Source organism: Bifidobacterium sp. LH_416, assembly GCF_056357055.1.
In genome coordinates, this window is record NZ_JBKEVJ010000004.1 from 287,876 (window position 1) to 306,468 (window position 18,593).

Annotated in this window: 10 protein-coding genes and 3 tRNA genes; 7 read left to right on the forward strand and 6 right to left on the reverse strand. The window is 55.9% G+C overall.

The window, feature by feature from the left end; genetic code table 11:
* Window positions 1-191: 191 nt before the first annotated feature.
* From AC1AY0_RS09490 to AC1AY0_RS09510, 5 genes are all read left to right on the forward strand, one after another.
* Window positions 192-3,404: a bacterial Ig-like domain-containing protein gene (locus AC1AY0_RS09490; protein ID WP_476526300.1), complete on the forward strand. Its 3,213-nt coding sequence runs from the start codon at window positions 192-194 to the stop codon at window positions 3,402-3,404.
* 206 nt (window positions 3,405-3,610) lie between these two features.
* The gene (locus AC1AY0_RS09495; protein WP_476523004.1) at window positions 3,611-4,885 is read left to right on the forward strand and encodes a hypothetical protein; all 1,275 of its coding nucleotides are present in this window, start codon (window positions 3,611-3,613) and stop codon (window positions 4,883-4,885) included.
* Window positions 4,886-5,001: 116 nt separating this feature from the next.
* A tRNA-Glu gene (locus AC1AY0_RS09500) sits at window positions 5,002-5,074 on the forward strand.
* 39 nt (window positions 5,075-5,113) lie between these two features.
* Window positions 5,114-5,188 (forward strand) — tRNA-Gln (locus AC1AY0_RS09505).
* A gap of 290 nt (window positions 5,189-5,478) precedes the next feature.
* The gene (locus AC1AY0_RS09510; RefSeq protein WP_476526302.1) at window positions 5,479-11,358 is read left to right on the forward strand and encodes an endo-alpha-N-acetylgalactosaminidase family protein; all 5,880 of its coding nucleotides are present in this window, start codon (window positions 5,479-5,481) and stop codon (window positions 11,356-11,358) included.
* Between the two features lie 112 nt (window positions 11,359-11,470).
* Here the strand turns inward: AC1AY0_RS09510 and AC1AY0_RS09515 are convergent, their stop codons facing one another.
* The 5 genes from AC1AY0_RS09515 to AC1AY0_RS09535 form a co-directional block, all read right to left on the reverse strand.
* Entirely contained in the window at window positions 11,471-11,953 is a 483-nt protein-coding gene (locus tag AC1AY0_RS09515) for a hypothetical protein (protein WP_476523002.1), read from the reverse strand.
* A 181-nt stretch (window positions 11,954-12,134) separates the two neighbouring features.
* Window positions 12,135-12,206, reverse strand: a tRNA-Thr gene (locus tag AC1AY0_RS09520).
* A gap of 276 nt (window positions 12,207-12,482) precedes the next feature.
* Window positions 12,483-13,166, reverse strand: a complete 684-nt coding sequence (locus AC1AY0_RS09525) for a DUF3800 domain-containing protein (RefSeq protein WP_476523001.1) — start codon at window positions 13,164-13,166, stop codon at window positions 12,483-12,485.
* Between the two features lie 162 nt (window positions 13,167-13,328).
* The gene (locus AC1AY0_RS09530) at window positions 13,329-14,786 is read right to left on the reverse strand and encodes an FtsX-like permease family protein (RefSeq protein WP_476526304.1); all 1,458 of its coding nucleotides are present in this window, start codon (window positions 14,784-14,786) and stop codon (window positions 13,329-13,331) included.
* The gene (locus AC1AY0_RS09535) at window positions 14,783-15,607 is read right to left on the reverse strand and encodes an ABC transporter ATP-binding protein (RefSeq protein WP_476526306.1); all 825 of its coding nucleotides are present in this window, start codon (window positions 15,605-15,607) and stop codon (window positions 14,783-14,785) included. Before AC1AY0_RS09535 ends, AC1AY0_RS09530 begins: the two co-directional genes overlap by 4 nt.
* A 315-nt stretch (window positions 15,608-15,922) precedes the next feature.
* Between AC1AY0_RS09535 and AC1AY0_RS09540 the strand changes: the two genes are divergently transcribed.
* Window positions 15,923-16,993, forward strand: coding sequence for a VanZ family protein (locus AC1AY0_RS09540; protein ID WP_476522998.1), 1,071 nt, complete (start codon window positions 15,923-15,925; stop codon window positions 16,991-16,993).
* Between the two features lie 289 nt (window positions 16,994-17,282).
* On the opposite strand, the gene AC1AY0_RS09545 is transcribed toward AC1AY0_RS09540, so the two are convergent.
* The gene (locus tag AC1AY0_RS09545) at window positions 17,283-17,576 is read right to left on the reverse strand and encodes a hypothetical protein (RefSeq protein ID WP_476526308.1); all 294 of its coding nucleotides are present in this window, start codon (window positions 17,574-17,576) and stop codon (window positions 17,283-17,285) included.
* Between the two features lie 45 nt (window positions 17,577-17,621).
* Here AC1AY0_RS09545 and AC1AY0_RS09550 point away from each other — a divergent pair, with 45 nt between their 5' ends.
* A complete protein-coding gene (locus AC1AY0_RS09550; protein ID WP_476526310.1) occupies window positions 17,622-18,584 on the forward strand; it encodes a hypothetical protein in 963 nt (320 codons plus the stop codon).
* Window positions 18,585-18,593 lie beyond the last annotated feature (9 nt).

An 18,593-nucleotide genomic window follows, 5' to 3' on the forward strand; every position in this document is an offset into this window, starting at 1 on the left:
GGTCGAGGCGGAGGGATGCAATGAATCCTTCCGCCTTTTATGTATTTCGGGATTGTGCATGTCGAGATGCACGGAAGAGAGAGGGGGTTGTATTCCCGTCGATGAAGACGGGTTGCGGACAATCGCAATCACATTCAATACACAATAATTACGCCGCAATAACGTAGCGTAATGAGAGCAGGAAGATAACAATGAAGTTACAGGTTTCATCATTTCGATGGCGCAAAGCAGCGGCTATTGCAGTAGCAACGGCTATGTCGCTGTCCATGTTCGGACTTGGAGCACATACTGCCAATGCAGACGAGGCATCCAACAAGGTAGTGGTTTCGCAAGTCGCAAAGAACGGCGATAAGGGATACCTCGAAGTCGACGGCAAACCGTTCTTGATGCACGGTGTTCAGTTCTTTGGCGAATGGCAAACGTTTGGTAGTGACAAGGATCCAATTCCAACGAATCAGAAGAACCGAGTGCTGCCACAGGATTGGTTGGAAAACGGCTTTGAGAAAACCAAAGCGGCCGGTTTCGACACTATTCAGATCGAGCTGGCTTGGAATCAGATTCAGCCCACTGCCGAAGGGGAATACGACTGGACCCTACTTGACAAATATGTGCAATGGGCAAAGAAATATGATCTGAAAATTGATATTGTCTGGTGGGGAACCAACGGCTGTGGCGGCGGCATTCGCGAGAATACGGTGCATGGCTTTATGGCTGATATTCCGGACTATTTGGAAGACGATAAATATTGGGGGCAGAAAAACAACGGTGATGAAAACGAAATCCCGTATCTGCCCAATGACAGCGATCCAAATATCGCAGCGAATGCAGATTATCTGTTTGGCGAAGAGCGCAAAGCGGTCAATGCAATGTTCGACCATCTTGCCGATGTCGACACTTCCCACCAGACCATCTTGTTCCAAATTTGGAATGAACTGAATTGGAATGGGTGGAAGGATGGTCATGGCAAGGCTCAGAAGAGTGAATGGCTGCGTTTGGCCGATGAGCTCGGCAAAGCTGTGAAGACAGCCGATTATGTTGTGGCGACCCGTTTGAACTATCGAGGCAACTCCATTGACGCTCGCTCGGTATTGGATCAGTACGAATACATTGACTTCTCCGGTCCGGATGCATATACCAAGAGCTTGTCCAGCATGGCGAACATCGTCAAGGACACTGCGAAGAAGTCTGACATTGCCTACATTCCGGAAACTTTCAGCGGCAATAACAACCTCTCGGGTGTTACGGCCACAGTGCTTGCCAGTGGTGGATTCGTCGACTTCTGGCAGTTGAACGAGTCCTGGGCCGGCAGAGATTATTCGCTATACGGCATCCCTGATGATGGATATCCGGAATATACGACGTGGAAAATCGGCACTATCCCAGCTATGCCAGCTGAAACGCAAAAGCTTACCCGTCTTAACACTGGACTGAACAAGATAAGCCAGTTGGTTGCTGCGGCATTGCCGGAGAACATGACATCCTTTAATACAGATGCTGATACCCCGGTGAAGGGATATACCGGCACACAATCGATTGCCGGCCAGAATATCGTATTCTCGAATGCAGCTGATGCCGATGCAATCGGTTTTGCTGTGCGAGATGCTGACACGGGCGATATCTATGTGACCTCTGACGCAGATGGGCATACGGCGGTGAACCTCGGTCGTTATGCCATTGCTTCGGTTGGCTCTTTCGACGCATCAGGCAAGTGGACTGGCGAGACTCGTGACACAAGCGCGAATGGTGATATCACGCTGAATGCCGGCGAAGCCGTGCGTGTTGTGCCGATTACTGACCTGCGGTTGGCGGTTGACGCGGCGTATGGTCTGAAGTCTTCTGATTACACAGCGGATTCGTGGAAGACGTTTGAGAAGGCCTACGCGAATGCCAAGAGTACACTTGCCGACACGAGTGTTACCGCAAAACAGGCCGCCTCCGCTGCGGCTGATTTGACCAGTGCGCAACAGGCGCTAGTTGTTACAGGCAAGCTGACCATCACTGATCCAGCGTCGGTGACAGTAGCCTCTGGAACTCCTCTGGCTGATGTGCAGGCACAGGCTCCAAGTACTGTGAATGCGCGTGCCGGTGCTTCTAAGGCCGAATCCGTGCCGGTTGTTTGGGATTGGTCGGGCGTTGACGCCGCTATTACGGATAGCGTCACTGTGCATGGCGCGGCGACCTCCGCGGATGGTGACACATTGTCGGCGGTGCTGCATGTATTGATTGGCGCCAAGTTGGGCACCAATATTGCTTCGGCTGATCAGTTCTCCGCCACGTATGCTGAGTCGAAGAAATTCGATACCACATTCGACGGCAAGGTCGGCAACAAGGGCTGGACCACGTGGGGCGATAAGACCGATACCAAGACCACGCCCACTGGCACGTTGACATTTGATGGCGCCAAGGAAATCGGTGAAATCAAGATCTACTACTACAAGGATGGCAATGGTACTTGGCCTGCAACCGTGACGGCCGAGTACCAAGATGCTTCCAGCGGTGAGTGGAAGCCGTTCGGCGACGCGGTTGCACTCCCGGACGCAGCCGATGCAGCACCAACTGCTGACTTCAACGTTGCCGAGCCGGTGAAAGCGACTGCGGTGCGTATTGTCAACGATCTTGCTGACACCAATGTGCATCCCTATATCTCGGTCTCCGAGATTGAAGCATACGAGATGAATCGCGTTGCCCCATCCTCTGACTCCACGCTGGCTGATCTGCGTGTGGATGGTGCGAGCATCAATGGGTTCGATCCGGCCGCAACCGAATATGATGGTGCTCTTGCGGGAGATGCCGAATCCTACCCACTGGTACAGGCCTTCGCGCGTGATACCGCAGCGACTGTGAGCCTCGTGCAGCCTTCTGCCGACAATGATGGTGTGGCTACAGTCACGGTTGAATCGGCGGCCGGTGATGCTACCTCTACATACACAATCAACTTCGGTAAGCTGCCGCAGCTCACTGGGCTGAAAATCGTTACCGACCCTTCGAAGAACATTTACAAACCGGGCGAAGCCTTGAGCCTAGATGGTCTTCGTGTGGAAGCGGTATGGACTCGTGACGGTGAGGTAACCGCACAGCCTGCAGTAGACGTCAAGAATCTGTCCATATCTGGATTCGATTCGTCCAGCGAAGGTTCCAAGGTAGTGACGGTTTCCTACCGGGGGCAATCGGCAACGTTCACGGTAACGGTGGCCAAGGATTCCTCATCTCAGCCGACGAAGCCTGGTGCTGGCGCAACCAATATTGACGGTCATGGTCAGCACGGCCAGAAGCAGGACGTCAATCAGCAGTCGGGCAACGAAGCATTGAGCAACACTGGTGTTTCGGTGGGCTCGATTGCCGCTGTGGCGGTGCTGCTTGCCTGCGCCGGACTTGCTTGCGCAGTACGCCGCAGCCGTCGTTAGTGACAGCGGCATATGGCGGAATTGGACTCAACGATTCCGCTGAGACCGATTGATTGCTGGGCTGTCTGCTGCCAACGCAGTGGACAGCCCAACAATCTGCCCGTGTAAACAATCCATTATTTACGTAAGCATTGGTGCATTCGTTCCCTGTGACGCCAGAAATGAAAGCTATGATGCTGCCAACCATAATTCAGGAGGAAAAAAACATGTCCCAACAGCCTCTCATCGTCAGTGGTGTGCCTTGGTTTGATGATCGTGGATTTACGGTCAATGCGCATGGCGGTTGCATCGTCGAAAATGATGGCCTGTATTACCTGTTCGGTGAGTACAAAACCGATAAGGAGAACCGGTTCGCGGGGTTCTCCTGCTATTCGTCGCCGGATCTGGTGCATTGGACGTTCCGGCGCATCGTGTTGCCGCAGCAGACTGATGGTTTGATGGGTCCAGGGCGCATTGGAGAGCGCGTCAAGGTCATGCGCTCGCCGGTCACCGGTCAATACGTGATGTTCATGCACTCCGACGATCTGGAATACTATGATCCGCATATCTGCTATGCGGTGTGCGACACGATTGATGGCGAATATGCGTTTGCCGGGCCTTTGACTTACCGTGGCGAACCGATTCGACGCTGGGATCTGGGTGTGTTTCAGGACGAGGACGGTACCGGGTATCTGCTTGTGCATGAGGGGGATATTTATCGGCTGGCCGATGATTACTGTTCCGCTGTTGAGCAGATTGGCGAGGGTATTGCTCTAGGTGGTGAGGCTCCAGCTGTGGTTCGGTTGGACGGGCGGTATTGGATGTTGTTCTCGGGCAAGACCTCTTGGGATTGCAATGATAATTATTGTCTGTCTGCACCGTCGATGCGTGGACCGTGGACCTATCAGGGCCTATTCGCTCCTGAAGGCAGCATGACCTGCAACTCGCAGACATTGTTCGTGCTGTCGGTGCGAACTGATCGCGGCGCGATTCCTATGTTTATGGGCGACCGGTGGTCATTCCCGCACCAAGCTTCTGCGGCCACGTATGTATGGCAGCCGCTGACGGTGGAGCGTGGTCGGTTACGGCTCGAGGAGTACTGGCCTTCATGGAATCCTGAGACGGGTTTGGTGCAGCCGTTTGCTGGGAGGCCTATTGATGTTGGCTTCCGATCGGATGTGCTGGGTGACTCGGTATGCATCCCATTTCATGGCTCCCGTGTGGCGTTGGTTGGACGTGCCGATCCGTGGGGCTCCTATGCTCAGATTGGCATTGAACGGGCGTCCGGGGATGGTGTTGAGGTGATGCCTCCGATTTTCGTGAGTTTCTATGCCAAATCTCCGGACGAAGGGTATCGGTATGTATCGCCTGAATTGCCTGAAGGCGATTACGTAGTGACGGTGACGGTCACCGGTGAAATCCCGCAGTGGAGTGATAAATCTGGCCAGCGCTTCGGCTCGGTTGGTTCGGCGGTCGACGTGCGCAGCGCCATTGTGGTGTGAATATCAAAACCGCGGAAAATGGCGCGACACGCCGTAAGTTGCGTTCGGGTGAATACTTGCGTATATTAATCACTCGTTGCGCGGTTCACCTCGCAGCCGGTTGAAAAACTGAATATGCCCCCATCGTCTAGCGGTCTAGGACTACGCCCTCTCACGGCGCCAACACCGGTTCAAATCCGGTTGGGGGTACGACGAACAACTCTTCGGAGTTGCTACGCCAAGCCAAATTGGGATGTGGTGTAATTGGCAACACAGCTGATTCTGGTTCAGCCATTCTTGGTTCGAGTCCAGGCATCCCAGCCAATGACCCTCGCGGAATGCGAGGGTTTTTTGTTTTCCTACGTATTTTTTAAATATCCCTTTCAGGGGTGTGTCGTGTCGAAAGCTATTCGATAGTCCATCCGGCAAGTGTTCCGCTGATTGAGGTTTAGCGCTAACAATTTTCGCTTTTAAGAGTCGAATCTGTGCATTTGCTTAAATTGCACTTAGTAAAGCCTTCTTGTAAAGTATCTTTCCGTAATTGCAAATGCGTATTTTTCAATGAAGAATGCATTTGTCCCGACTCGAAGAAGAGATTAAGGAAAATATAGTTAATGAAAAAGAAGAAGACCCTTTCGGCTGCGCTGGCAACAGCGTTAGCCGTAACCTGCATGGGCAGTGGAGGGGCGACTGCGTTTGCGGTTCCGCTTTCTGATGCTGACTTGCAGACTTTGGCAAGTCAGATTCAACAGATCAACGATACTTCTGCTTCTGAGACTCCTTCCGCACAAGCTGATGCTGTTGAAGGATGGACTATCGATTCCAACATTGCCAAGGGTGGCGAAATCCTGGAAATGTCGGATGGCTGGCTGCATCTCAAGTCCACTGCAGCTAACGGCAATGCAGCGGCAAACCCCAGCGCCAGCAATGACTGGCCGGCAGTAGCCGTTTGGGGCACGGATTATGACTTCTCCAAGGCCGGCTCCTTCCATGCCACAATCAAGTCTCCGCAAGAAGGCTCGGCAAACCGTTTCGGATTCTACCTGGGTTACAACGATCCTGGTAGCGGTCTGTTCATCGGTTATGATGCACAGGGCTGGTTCTGGCAGACCTACACCGGTGGCGGTAACGGTGGCTGGTACAGCGATGCTCGTATCGCTGCGCCTTCTGCCAACGATGAGCATGACATCCAGATTTCTTGGACCGACGCCAAGGTCGCCACGTTGACCGTGGATGGCCAGAAGGCATTCGACGTCGACTACTCCGCGATGACGAACCTGTCCAACAAGGTCGCCATCAAGGCAGGTTCTTGGAAGTCGCTGAACCAGGTCACTGATGTGTACATCAAGGACTTCCCTGAGGTCGTTGAGGCTGCCAAGCATGCCGTTTCCGGCAAAGTGGTTGACGCTGAAGGTGCTGCCATCGACGGTGCAACCGTGCGCTTGGGCAAGACCAAGGTGACAACCGGTGCCGATGGTGCCTTCTCCTTCTCTGATATCGAAGCCGGCGAATACACGCTTTCGATTACCAAGGACGGCTATGAAGACGTCTCCCAGCAGGTGACTGTTGCGGACGCCGACCTTGCCATTGATGCCATCACTCTCAACAAGACCATCCCGGTTGCTTCGGAAACGTTGAAGACCAAGAAGATGGAAGTTCAGATCAAGAAGAACTTCCCGTCTGTTCTCCAGTACACCATGACCGATGGCAAGGTGATGTACGGCCAGACCAAGGATGTTCGCACCGTTGAAATCAACGGCACCAACATTGAACTGGGCGACGATGACGTAACCTTCAAGAAGGTCTCCGACACTGAGGCCACCTACACGCTGAAGGTCAAGAACGAGGCCAAGAAGATCGACGCGGTCATCACCGTGCAGATCAAGGTCAAGGCTAACCAGCTGCACCTCAACGTCACCGACATCAAGAACAACCTGTCCACTGGCATTCCGGAAGGCAATGGCGTTGAGAAGAATGCCATCGCAACCCTGTCCTTCCCGAACCAGAGCCTGGTCTCCGTGCGTTCCAACCAGGATAGTGCTCAGTTCACCGGTACCACGATGTCTTCTGACACGCAGACCCCTGGTGATGAGAACTTCGCAGTGACCGAAGATACCTCCTACACCGACCGTGATTACACGTATGGCTTTGTTTCCGGTGCTGGCCTGAGCGCTGGCCTGTGGAGCAACTCCGAGCATGACGGTCGCGCCGCCTATGCAGGCGTGCGAGGCGGTAGCCAGAACACCCGCGTATACGCCACCACCCAGCAGGCTGGTGACGCTACCTCCCTCGGCCTGGCCAGCGCTCCGTGGTACTACCACCGCACTGTCACCGATTCCAAGGGCAACAAGTACACCGTCGCCGAAACCGAAATGCCGAAGATGGCAGTGGCCATCGCCGGTGATGAGAACGAAGACGGCGCAGTCAACTGGCAGGATGGCGCGATTGCATACCGCGACATCATGAACAACCCGTACAAGTCCGAGGAAGTTCCTGAACTGGTGGCATGGCGTATCGCCATGAACTTCGGTTCCCAGGCACAGAACCCGTTCCTCACCACGCTTGACAACGTCAAGAAGGTGGCTTTGAACACCGACGGCCTCGGCCAGTCCGTGCTGCTCAAGGGCTACGGCAACGAAGGCCACGACTCCGGCCACCCGGATTACGGTGACATCGGCCAGCGCATCGGTGGCGCTGAAGATATGAACACCCTGATGGAAGAGGGCGCTGAGTACGGTGCTCGCTTCGGTATTCATGTCAACGCTTCCGAAATGTACCCGGAGGCTAAGGCCTTCAGCGAGGACATGGTTCGTCGCAACAGCGCCGGTGGCCTCAGCTATGGCTGGAACTGGCTGGATCAGGGCGTCGGCATCGACGGCATCTACGATCTGGCATCCGGTTCCCGTGTGAGCCGCTTCGCTGACCTGAGCGAAGAAGTCGGCGACAACATGGACTTCATCTACCTCGACGTGTGGGGCAACCTGACCTCTTCCAGCTCGGAAGATTCTTGGGAAACCCGCAAGATGAGCCAGATGATCAACAACAACGGCTGGCGTATGACCACCGAATGGGGCTCCGGCAACGAGTATGATTCGACCTTCCAGCACTGGGCGGCTGATCTGACCTACGGTGGCCAGAAGCTCAAGGGTGAGAACTCCGAGGTGATGCGCTTCCTGCGCAACCACCAGAAGGACAGCTGGGTCGGCGACTACCCGTCTTACGGCGGCGCTGCCAACGCTCCACTGCTCGGCGGCTACAACATGAAGGACTTCGAAGGCTGGCAGGGCCGCAACGACTATGCCGCCTACATCGAGAACCTGTTCACTCATGACGTGTCCACCAAGTTCATCCAGCACTTCAAGGTGACCCGTTGGGTTAACAACCCGCTGCTGACCGACGGCAATGGCAACGGCAACGCCGTGTCCGATCCGAACACGAACAACGGCAACGAGCAGATCACCCTAAAGGACGATAACGGCAACACCGTGATCCTCTCCCGTGGCTCCAACGACACCTCCAGCGCAGCCTACCGTCAGCGCACCATCACCTACAACGGTGTGGTAGTCGCTTCCGGTGCTGTCTCCGCAGGTGATGGCACCTCCACTGGCGATGAGTCCTACCTCCTGCCGTGGATGTGGGATTCCTCCACCGGCGACGTGCTGAAGGACTCCGAGCAGAAGCTGTACCACTGGAACACTCAGGGTGGCACCACCACCTGGACTCTGCCGGACAGCTGGAAGAACCTCTCCAGCGTGAAGGTGTACCAGCTCACCGATCAGGGCAAGACCAACGAGCAGACCGTTGCCGTTTCTGGCGGCCAGGTGACGCTCACCGCTGATGCCGAAACCCCGTACGTGGTGTACAAGGGCGAAGCCAAGCAGATTCAGGTCAACTGGAGCGAGGGTATGCACGTGGTGGATGCCGGCTTCAACGGTGGCTCCAACACCCTCACCGACAACTGGACCGTCACCGGCACCGGTAAGGCTGAGGTCGAAGGCGAGAACAACGCCATGCTGCGCCTCACCGGCAAGGTTGACGTCGCTCAGCGTCTGACCGACCTCAAGGCTGGCCAGAAGTACGCACTGTACGTCGGTGTTGACAACCGCAGCACTGGCGAAGCCTCTGTCACCGTGACCAGCGGCGGCAAGGTGCTGGCAACCAACTCCACCGGCAAGTCTATCGCCAAGAACTACGTCAAGGCATACGGCCACAACACGAACAGCAACACGGAAGATGGCAGCAGCTACTTCCAGAACATGTACGTGTTCTTCACCGCGCCTGAGGATGGCGACGCCACGGTAACCCTGTCTCACAAGAGCACTGACGAAGCCCACACGTACTTCGATGATGTCCGCATTGTCGAGAACAAGTACTCCGGCATCTCCTATGAGAAGGACGGCACCCTGAAGTCCCTCACCAACGGATTCGAGAACAACGCCCAGGGCATCTGGCCGTTCGTGATCGGCGGTATCGAGGGCGTTGAGGACAACCGTACTCACCTCTCCGAGCTGCATGCTCCGTACACGCAGGCCGGTTGGGATGTCAAGAAGATGGACGACGTGCTCGATGGCAACTGGTCGCTCAAGGTCAATGGCCTGGCCGGCTACGGTGCTCTCGCTTACCAGACGATTCCGCAGAACGTGAAGTTCGAGGCTGGCGAGCAGTACAAGGTGTCCTTCGACTACCAGTCCGGTTCCGACGACATCTATGCCGTCGCTGTGGGCCAGGGCGAGTTCTCCCCGGCTTCCACCGAGTTCCAGAACCTCAAGAAGGCACTGGGCGAGGATGGCCACTACGAGTTCACGCTCACCGGTGGCGTCAACGGCGATTCCTGGTTCGGTATCTACTCCACCACGAACGCAGCTGACACCCAGGGCACGAGCGGCAACGAAGCCAACTTCGGTGGATACAAGGACTTCGTGCTTGATAACCTCAAGATTGAGCATATCGAGTCTGAGGCCCGCACTAAGGCTGAGGCAAATGACAAGCTCGATGAGGTCACCAGCACCTACGACTCCAAGCGTTCTGAGTTCTCTGATGCCGCATGGCAGCAGTATCGGGACACCTTGGTCAAGGTCCGCGTACTGATCAACAAGGATGGTGCAACCGCTGAGGACTTCACCAAGGCATACAACATCCTCGTTGCTCTCGACGAGTACATGAAGACCGCTCCCGGCAACGAGAGCAGCGACAAGTACGACGTTGCAGCTGACGGTTCCGACAGCCTCGGTGGCTACACCGTGGAAGCTGGTAGCGAGCAGTCCAACTACGGTAACTACGAGGGCCCGAAGGAATTCGCACAGGACGGTTCTGACAGCACCTATTGGCACACCAGCTGGAGCGCCAACGCAGTTGGTGCAGGCACGGCTTGGTACCAGTTCAACCTCAACGAACCGACCACCATCAACGGTCTGCGTTATCTGCCTCGACCGGGTGGAGCTAATGTCAACGGCAAGATCAAGGGCTACAAGATCACGCTGACCTTGGCTGACGGTTCCACTAAGGATGTTGTTACCGATGCTGAGTTCTCCACCTCCACCATTTGGCAGAAGGCTTCCTTCGATGCCGTCAAGGATGTGACTGCTGTTCGCCTGACTGTGCTGTCTTCCGCGGGTGCCAGCGCTAACCAGGAGAATCAGTTCGCTGCGGCTGCCGAGCTTCGTCTTACCACTGACCGTGAAGTTGAGGAAGAGGTAGTTGCTCCGAATAAGACCGATCTGAACGACACCATCGCTCAGGCCAACGGTCTCAAGGAATCCGACTACACGGCTGAAAGCTGGGCTGCACTGGTCAAGGCTCGTGACGCTGCGCAGACCGTGGCAGATAACGACAAGGCATCTGCTTACGACGTGGAGCTGGCTCTGGCTAACCTCAAGTCCGCCATCGCTGGACTGGAACAGAAGGGCGAAGAGCCCGGACCTGGCCCGGTCGAAGTGGACAAGACCGATCTGCAGGCCACAGTGAACAAGGCAGACAAGCTCGTTGAGACCGATTACACGGCCGAAACGTGGAGCGTGTTCGCCAAGGCGCTGGAAGCCGCAAAGCAGGTGCTTGGCAACGAGAACGCCACCCAGGATCAGGTCAATGAAGCGCTGAACACGCTTCAGGACGCCATCTCGAAGCTGGAGGCCGCCTCCACTCCGAAGCCGGATCCGGAACCGGGTGTGGTGGACAAGGCTGCTCTGAACGCGACCATCAACAAGGCCGCCGCCATCAACCTGGGCCTCTACACGGACGACTCCGCCAACGCACTGCGTGCCGCCTTGAAGAAGGCTCGTGCAGTTGCCGCTGACGACGAGGCTACGCAGAAGCAGGTCGACGCAGCTCGTGAGGCTCTTGAGAAGGCCATCGCTGGCCTGGTCAAGCGCAGCGCCGCTACGCAGGACAAGGTGTCTGACACCGGCTCCAATGTGGCTGCAGTCGCCATGATCGGCATGCTGATGGCTGGCGCAGGCGCTGCAATCGCCTACCGCCGCAATCGCGAACAGATGTAATAATCTGCGGACTGGTTGATCAGCTCACCTAGCTGATCAACCCCCTATACGAATGGCGGGTGGTACCTGGATTCCCAGGCGCCACCCGCCATTTGCTATTGAGCAGTAGTAATTACTTCTTGGATGCGTTTACTGCATCCACAGCCTTCTGCAGAGACTTGGTGTGCTGCTGATACCAGCTGGCCTGCTCGTTGAGCTTATCGGTTGCGGACTTGAAACCGGCGGTATCATCGGCCACGCAGCCTTCGTACACCGGCAGCTCCACGCTCAGTTCCTTGTTCAGCGCGTCCAGCGTGGAGGAGTCCTTCACATCCTTCTTGGTCAGTGCGGCAGCTTCGGAAGCGTCACCGTTCACCAGATTGTTGTAATCATTAGTAGCGTTGCGCACGGTTTCAGAAGCGGCAGCACAATCAGCCATAGCCGTGTTGTACTGTGCTTCGGAGTAAGCGCGGCTGCCGAAAATGCCGGCTACAGCCACCACAGCGATCACCGCAATCACGATGACAGCAATCGCCCACTTAGGCATATGCTTCTTCGCTTCAGCGGTTGCGGCTTCATTGGTGTTTGCAGTCTCAGCGTTCTGCTGGGCAGTCATGAGTTTCTGATCTCCTTTGTTCAATGGGATGCCAAAGCACCCCTTGAGAAAACAACGGACATCAACAGTAGCGGTAACGTGCGAGATTGCTTAGTTTTCGCCTTATGCCATTGCGAATAGTGCATTTTGCGATTGCAAAAGTTTGATTGCATAAGAACCAATTGCATAAGAACTTTGAGAGAGCCCCGAGTGAGAATTGGACTCACGACCTCTTCCTTACCAAGGAAGTGCTCTACCACTGAGCTATCGGGGCATGACGACTAAGCGCGTCAAGGCAACTTGAACATCATGGCACGGAATCCCCCATCGCGCAAGTCGGCGTCGTTGCGCCAGTCGCGTGATGATTCAGTATGTCCGGCGAGACGAGCGCATGTTCTGCAAGCTCACCTATGAGAATTTCTGGGACATCATGGGGTGGATTGGCAACGGTGTGTTGAGCTGTTTTTAGAGGTTTTTCCTTGTTTGGTGAAATCCACGGGGCTCACTGCTCGACGATGACGACGGGGCATTGATGATTGGATGTCGTGAGCTACCGAGATGAAAGAAGATGCTTGCGTACCTGTTTCAGATAGTTCTTCTTGAAGGTGCGTGCGGTGCCGAAAAAGCGTTCGTCGGTGGCTGTCTGTTCGTGGTTTTCGTATTTGCGGGCGGTTAGTTCGACGGTGCAGATGAAGTCCGCCACCTGCGCGAGCCGATAGTCGATTGGAGATCCCTGACGGTATACGATGGCCTGCTTCGAGATCGCATATTCCACCGCTCCGCGGATGGCCTGTGTGATGAGGCTTTGGCCACCGTCGTAATACACTTTGACGGCATCGAAACTCTGGAAGAGTTCAAGATGGTCGAACACGATGTCGACGATGTCGCGCTTGATGCGCAACCCCAGCTGTTCCAAGGTCGTGTAATCGGCTTTTCGATAGATCAGCGTCACGTATCGTACGGGCAGCTTGAACAGCATGGACAGGAAATAGGCGAGCAACCGTTTGCGCTGACTGACACTGAGATGCCGGTAGTCGTCATGGCCGTTCAGAAGCGGCGACGTGTGCAACGGGATGTCAGGCAACCCGGCATTACGCAGCGTTTGCTCGTATCCCTCGAACACGGGGATGACGGGGTCAGATTGGTCATGGAACACCAGCGTCAGCGCGTAGTACTCGGACTGGAAGCCCTGTTCGCCGGATTCGTCCGCGAATATCGAGCCGTCCGCCATCATACCCCCTGAAACGAAAAATGCCGGGGGATTACCCCCGGCTCTTGGAAGTCTCACATTGCTGCGGACCTGTGTATTGAATACCCTAGCAGATTTCGAAGGGGGCGCAAAGCGTGACTGACCGCGGTGGCCGTGAGCCAATCTGACGGCGTTCAGCTAAGGCCACTAATCATCGGCTCGGTAATCGGTCAGATTGAGGCCGGCAGCCACACGATTGGAGGCGAACACACCAATCGTGACCAGTGCATAACACAGCGCAAGACCGCCGAGGAAACTGAATAACGTGGCCGGGCTAGTCATAGACGCAGCGAATAGCGGCGCCATAAGCAGCATTGAACAGCCGCCCGCAACGATTACCACGATATTGAGCGGTGTGAGGACTTCGATGAATCGCGCGCGGTTCAGGGTCTTCACGTCTGTGCCTTCGAGCATAAGCATGCGATATTCGTCCGCCTGATCGTAGACGCTGCCAGCTTGCATCACACCTGAGCTGACAGCCGCTAGCACGGCGGCGAATGCCAGTGTCAGCAGTCCGCCGGTACCGATGTCGTGCAGAAACAGCGTCGCTGAGTCATCTGGACCGCCGGCAGACGCAGCCGAGCCGAGGAATCCGCAGATCGAAGTGATACCGGCAATGAATACAGCTAGCGCAATGCCGGAGACGTTGCGCCAAGCGCGTTTGGGATTGTCGAGGATGCGACGCATAGCAATCATGGTCGCAGCATCCTTGGGATGGCGGGCCTTGGACTTAGCGCGGGCTGTAACCACCCACGAACCGATGAGGTTGAACAGCATGAAGCAGAGCAGCACGAAGCCAATCACCACAACATAAATCATCGTTTCGCCTGCACCAAGGCTTGCTAGCATCGCCGGATTCTTGAACACGATTACAGCAACGAGCATCACGGCGATGAACATTACCGTGCGCCAGGCCGACGGTAGTGGGCCTGCCGTACGGCTCGTGACGCCAAGCGGCTCAATGGCCACGCGGCGCAACGTAATCAGCGAAGAGACCAGCGCCAGCATAGCGACGCCTATGACGGTGACAACCAAAACCGGGAATCCGACCCAGAGCTGTTCGAACGTGAACCCCTGATTCTGGAAGCGCAATAGCATAATCAGTGGCATGAGCGCGCAATAGCCAAGGATGCCGATAAGCGAGCCAATCAAAGCTTGACCGGCAGCATCGAACGCAGTGAGACGGACCACTTGACCGGTGGTGGCACCGGCCAGTCGCAGAGCAGCGAGGCGTGCATCACGGCGGGATGCGGCCAGTCGGGCTGCGGAACCGGCAAGTGCCACGAATGGCACGATGAGCAGTAGGCATGCGAATCCGGCGAGCATCACGTATGTGGAAGCGTAGGAAGCAGGGTCAGCGGGATTGGCAACTCGGTGATGCCAAACAGCCAGCGTTCCAGGTCTGCATGCGGTTTCATTGAATAGACACCCGAGCGTGTGATCGGCGGAGGCGCGCCATATGAACCCATGTACGCCTCCAAGCACTGTGAGGAAGATAGCTGTGGCTGCAGCGAACGCGATGATTGCCAGTACCGAGGTGTGTTCGGACGTGTCGCTCAACCGGCCGCTGCGGTGGAACAACCGCCAGAGTGCGAACGTGCTCATCGTGCAGCTCCTTCCAATCGTCCGTCCTGCATGGTCACGGTGCGTGAGCAGAAGGCGGCCACATTCGGGTCGTGGGTGACGACGACCACGGCAGCACCGTTGTCGCGCGCGGCGGCCATGAGGATGCCCATGACTTCGCGGCCGGTGGCCTGGTCGAGCGCGCCGGTTGGCTCGTCGGCGAAGACAACTGCTGGTCGTACGGCAAGTGCTCGGGCGATAGCGATGCGCTGCATCTGACCGCCGCTCATCTCGCCGGGCCGGTGCGTGGCGAACGCTTTGAGACCCATACGCTCGAGCCAGAGCATGGCCGCGTCTGTTGCGGTTCGGTATGGTGTGCCGTCAAGCATCATTGGCAGGGCGATATTCTCCACGGCCGGCAGCTCGGGTAGCAGCTGGCCGGATTGGAACACGAAACCGAAGGCGTTGCGACGCAGCTTGGTACGGTCGATGTCGGTCATGGTCCCGAGTTCTGTGCCGCGGAACGTCACGGTTCCGGATGTCGGGCGGATGATGCCGGCGAGTGCATGGAGCAGTGTCGATTTGCCGGAGCCAGACGGGCCCATAACGGCTACTGTCTCACCTTCGGTGAGCGTGAAGTCCACATGGTTCAAGGCGAGCGTGTGCAGTCCGAATGGTGGGTTTGGCATGGTGGAAGCGGCGGAGACCGGGCCTGAGCCCGCCAGAGGTGCTCCTGTGATCTCGCGACCGGCCTGCGTTTTCAACATTGCGGTGGTGTAGTCCATCACGAGATTGTGTGCTTCGAGTATTGGCGTCTGCTTACCTGACTGATGGAGTTGGAATTGCTGTGTTGTTGCGTTCATGCTTCCGAGGCTACGGGCCTGTCATCGGGTGCTCCATCGGATTAAGGGATGAATTGGCGCATGGAATCGCGCTTCATCTCATTCGCAAGGATTACTTGCCAAGATGAGGCTATGTAGACAGAACAGATATCTGCACTCGCTGCACTCTGCTGCACTGCTGCCGACGAAGGTGGGCGTTCGATGACGCTTGGATGCACATATCATTCCGCCGATTGATGCCGGGCAGAACAATCAGCCGATACAGTGGCATATCGCCGCTGGCTGCCAACAGATGATGAGCCGCATAGAGAAGAAGGAATCGGAAGAGGAAGATCCATGGGATACATCGCATATTTCAGCCGACCGTTCATACTGGCGATCGCGCTATGGCCGTTCGTGTCGGCAGCTCTCACCGTGCCGGTGCTTGCGCTGCTGTACCACCGCTACAATCGTATCCGTTTCTCACAGGCGCTCGTTGCGTATGGTACGGTGCTGTATGCCATCGGACTGCTCTGCTTCACGCTGTATCCGATGCCGGAGGATCCGGCTGCGTATTGCGCCGCGCATCATCTCACCCCACAGCTCAACCCGTTGCAATTCATAGGCGACATTCGTACTGATGGACTATCCGCAATCATGCAGCTCGCGTTGAATGTCGTATTCTTCCTGCCGCTCGGTTTCATCATGGGTCGTGTGTTCCGCTGGCCAATCGCAGCAGCGCTGCCATTCGGTTTCGCGACGAGCTTGACGATTGAAACGCTGCAGTTGACCGGTTTCCTTGGTCTGTACCCGTGCTCATATCGGTTGTTCGATGTGGATGATTTGATGACGAACACGCTGGGTGCGATGCTTGGTTATACTGCGGCCAAACTGTTCGACCGTCTCGTGCCGCCACGAGCAAACGATCTGACGACGGTGACACAGCCGGGATTCCTGCGTCGTTGCATTACGTATGCGATTGATCTGACGGTAGTTACGGTTGTTGCGATGTCGGTGACCGCGCTGATCACTATTGTTTACGACATAGTGGTGGTGCGTGATATCGCGACATGGCAGGCGATTCCGGCTGTCGGCCGTGTGTTTGGCAATGAGGTTACAGTCTCCGATGCGGCGATGCTGATTTCGCTGCTTACGTTTGAACTGCTGGTGCCATGGCTGCGCGGCGGGCGTACTCTCGGTGGCGGGTTCACGCATATGACGTGCGAAACACGGCCTCGTTCCGGCTGGCGGCGCATGCTGTTTTATGCGGTGCGAACGGTGGTATTCGTAATCGTTGTGTTCGCGCTACTGATTCCGCGATTCGGCCTACTCACGTTCGCACTGCTTATTTTCTACTGGGTGAAAAAGCAAATGCCGTATGATCTGCTGCCGGCCGATAATGAGCTGCGCAATACAGCGGCAGAATAAGCAAAACCCCGAAACCATGCGATTTCGGGGTGATGGCGGAGGATACGAGATTGATTCAAAACCCCGAAAACCGTTGAAATTCCAGCGTTCCTTTCTCTCGAATCTCGTGTCGGCACGCATGTCGGCACGTTCCGCCTCGGCTTTGTATCCAGTATAGGGTTGCGTCGGGATGTTGGAAAGTGCTTGGTTCCAACTTAAGAGGCCGAGTGACCAAAGAATACCGCGCCATGTATTCGGCGTCGAAAGACGAGACGTTTGATGGAAGGCACAGGTACTACGGGGGTACTACTCAGTGTAACAACACGCCGACACTTGAACAAACATTTATTTTATGATAAACTATCTTCACGGTTTCTTTACGCTTTCTTCTTGACAATGCGATTTTGCTTTCCCTATCATCGAAATCATCGAGCGGTTGGGGAACGAAGAAGAGCCGTTGCTGCTCGGTGCAGAGCAACGATGATTTTGCATGAGAAGGAGAAAACAAAACATGGATACGCGAGATATCAGGGCACACGAGTTCCAAGGTGAACACTCGGGCTGGTTCTCCCCGTGCATCTTTTCTGGATGCCAGCTGCCGCATGTGGTGTTCCCAAGCGTTGGTGCGGTGTGTAGGTGGAACATGCTCATGGCACTGGACAACGGATGGAAGTACCTTGGGCTTAGAGGCCAGCCATCCATCGACCGGATGCCCAAGGTGCTGAACCGTGCCGAAACGCATATCTGCTACATTCCGGAGGAGCGGAAAGGTGTATGTGTTCGCCGAGATGCTCCGAAGGTGCTCAAGGATGGGGTCTTCGACGCGTACGCTGCGAGCTTTTTCAAGGACCCCGCCACCTCGCTGGCGACTCTTGCTGACTTCGAGTCGTTGGTGAAGGAAACGCGTGCCCTGCGTTTCTCCGTGGTCAAAGAAATGCTGGGCGATACGGACATGCCACTCGAACTCCTCATTGAGGACATCAGGGACCAATGGGGCGTAGACGCTGTTGTTTCAGCCTTGTCCAGCATCGCGCCCGACTTGACGTACAACGTCCCCTTCCAAGAGGCAGTGCAAAGGTTCCATGATAACTCCGTCAATGAGGAATCCATCAGGATGGCGGCATCGGCATATGCCCGATTGGACAGGCAAGACGCAAAGAAAACGACAAGAAGCCTCATCTCCGTCGCCGGAATCTCGCTGCGGCGCGCATTGACGGTGTCATGGACTGACCAGAATCTCGAAAACTGGCATAAAGGAGTGGAGACCGAGTTCGATGCTTACCTCAAAGACCATCCCTGCGCGCGGTCCATCGCGGTTATCCCAGCAGAGCCAGGGTACCGAAAGTACTGGTTGTTCGGCGTATCCGCGGTTACGTCGTTCTGGACGGACTGGCGCGGATTGCACGACGTAGTTTATGAAGCTGGAAAGCACAAGTCAACTTTGCTGCGCGACTACCTCACGAACGCGTACTTCCACCCGGGCGACGCTCGCTATCTGTCGTTCCATGGTACGGAACACACGTTGAAGGAGTGCCGTAACCCACGCACGAAGCAGAACTTCACTGATAAGGATGCTGCGTTGCTGGGGACGTTGCTCGACGCCCGCAAGTGAGCATATGCC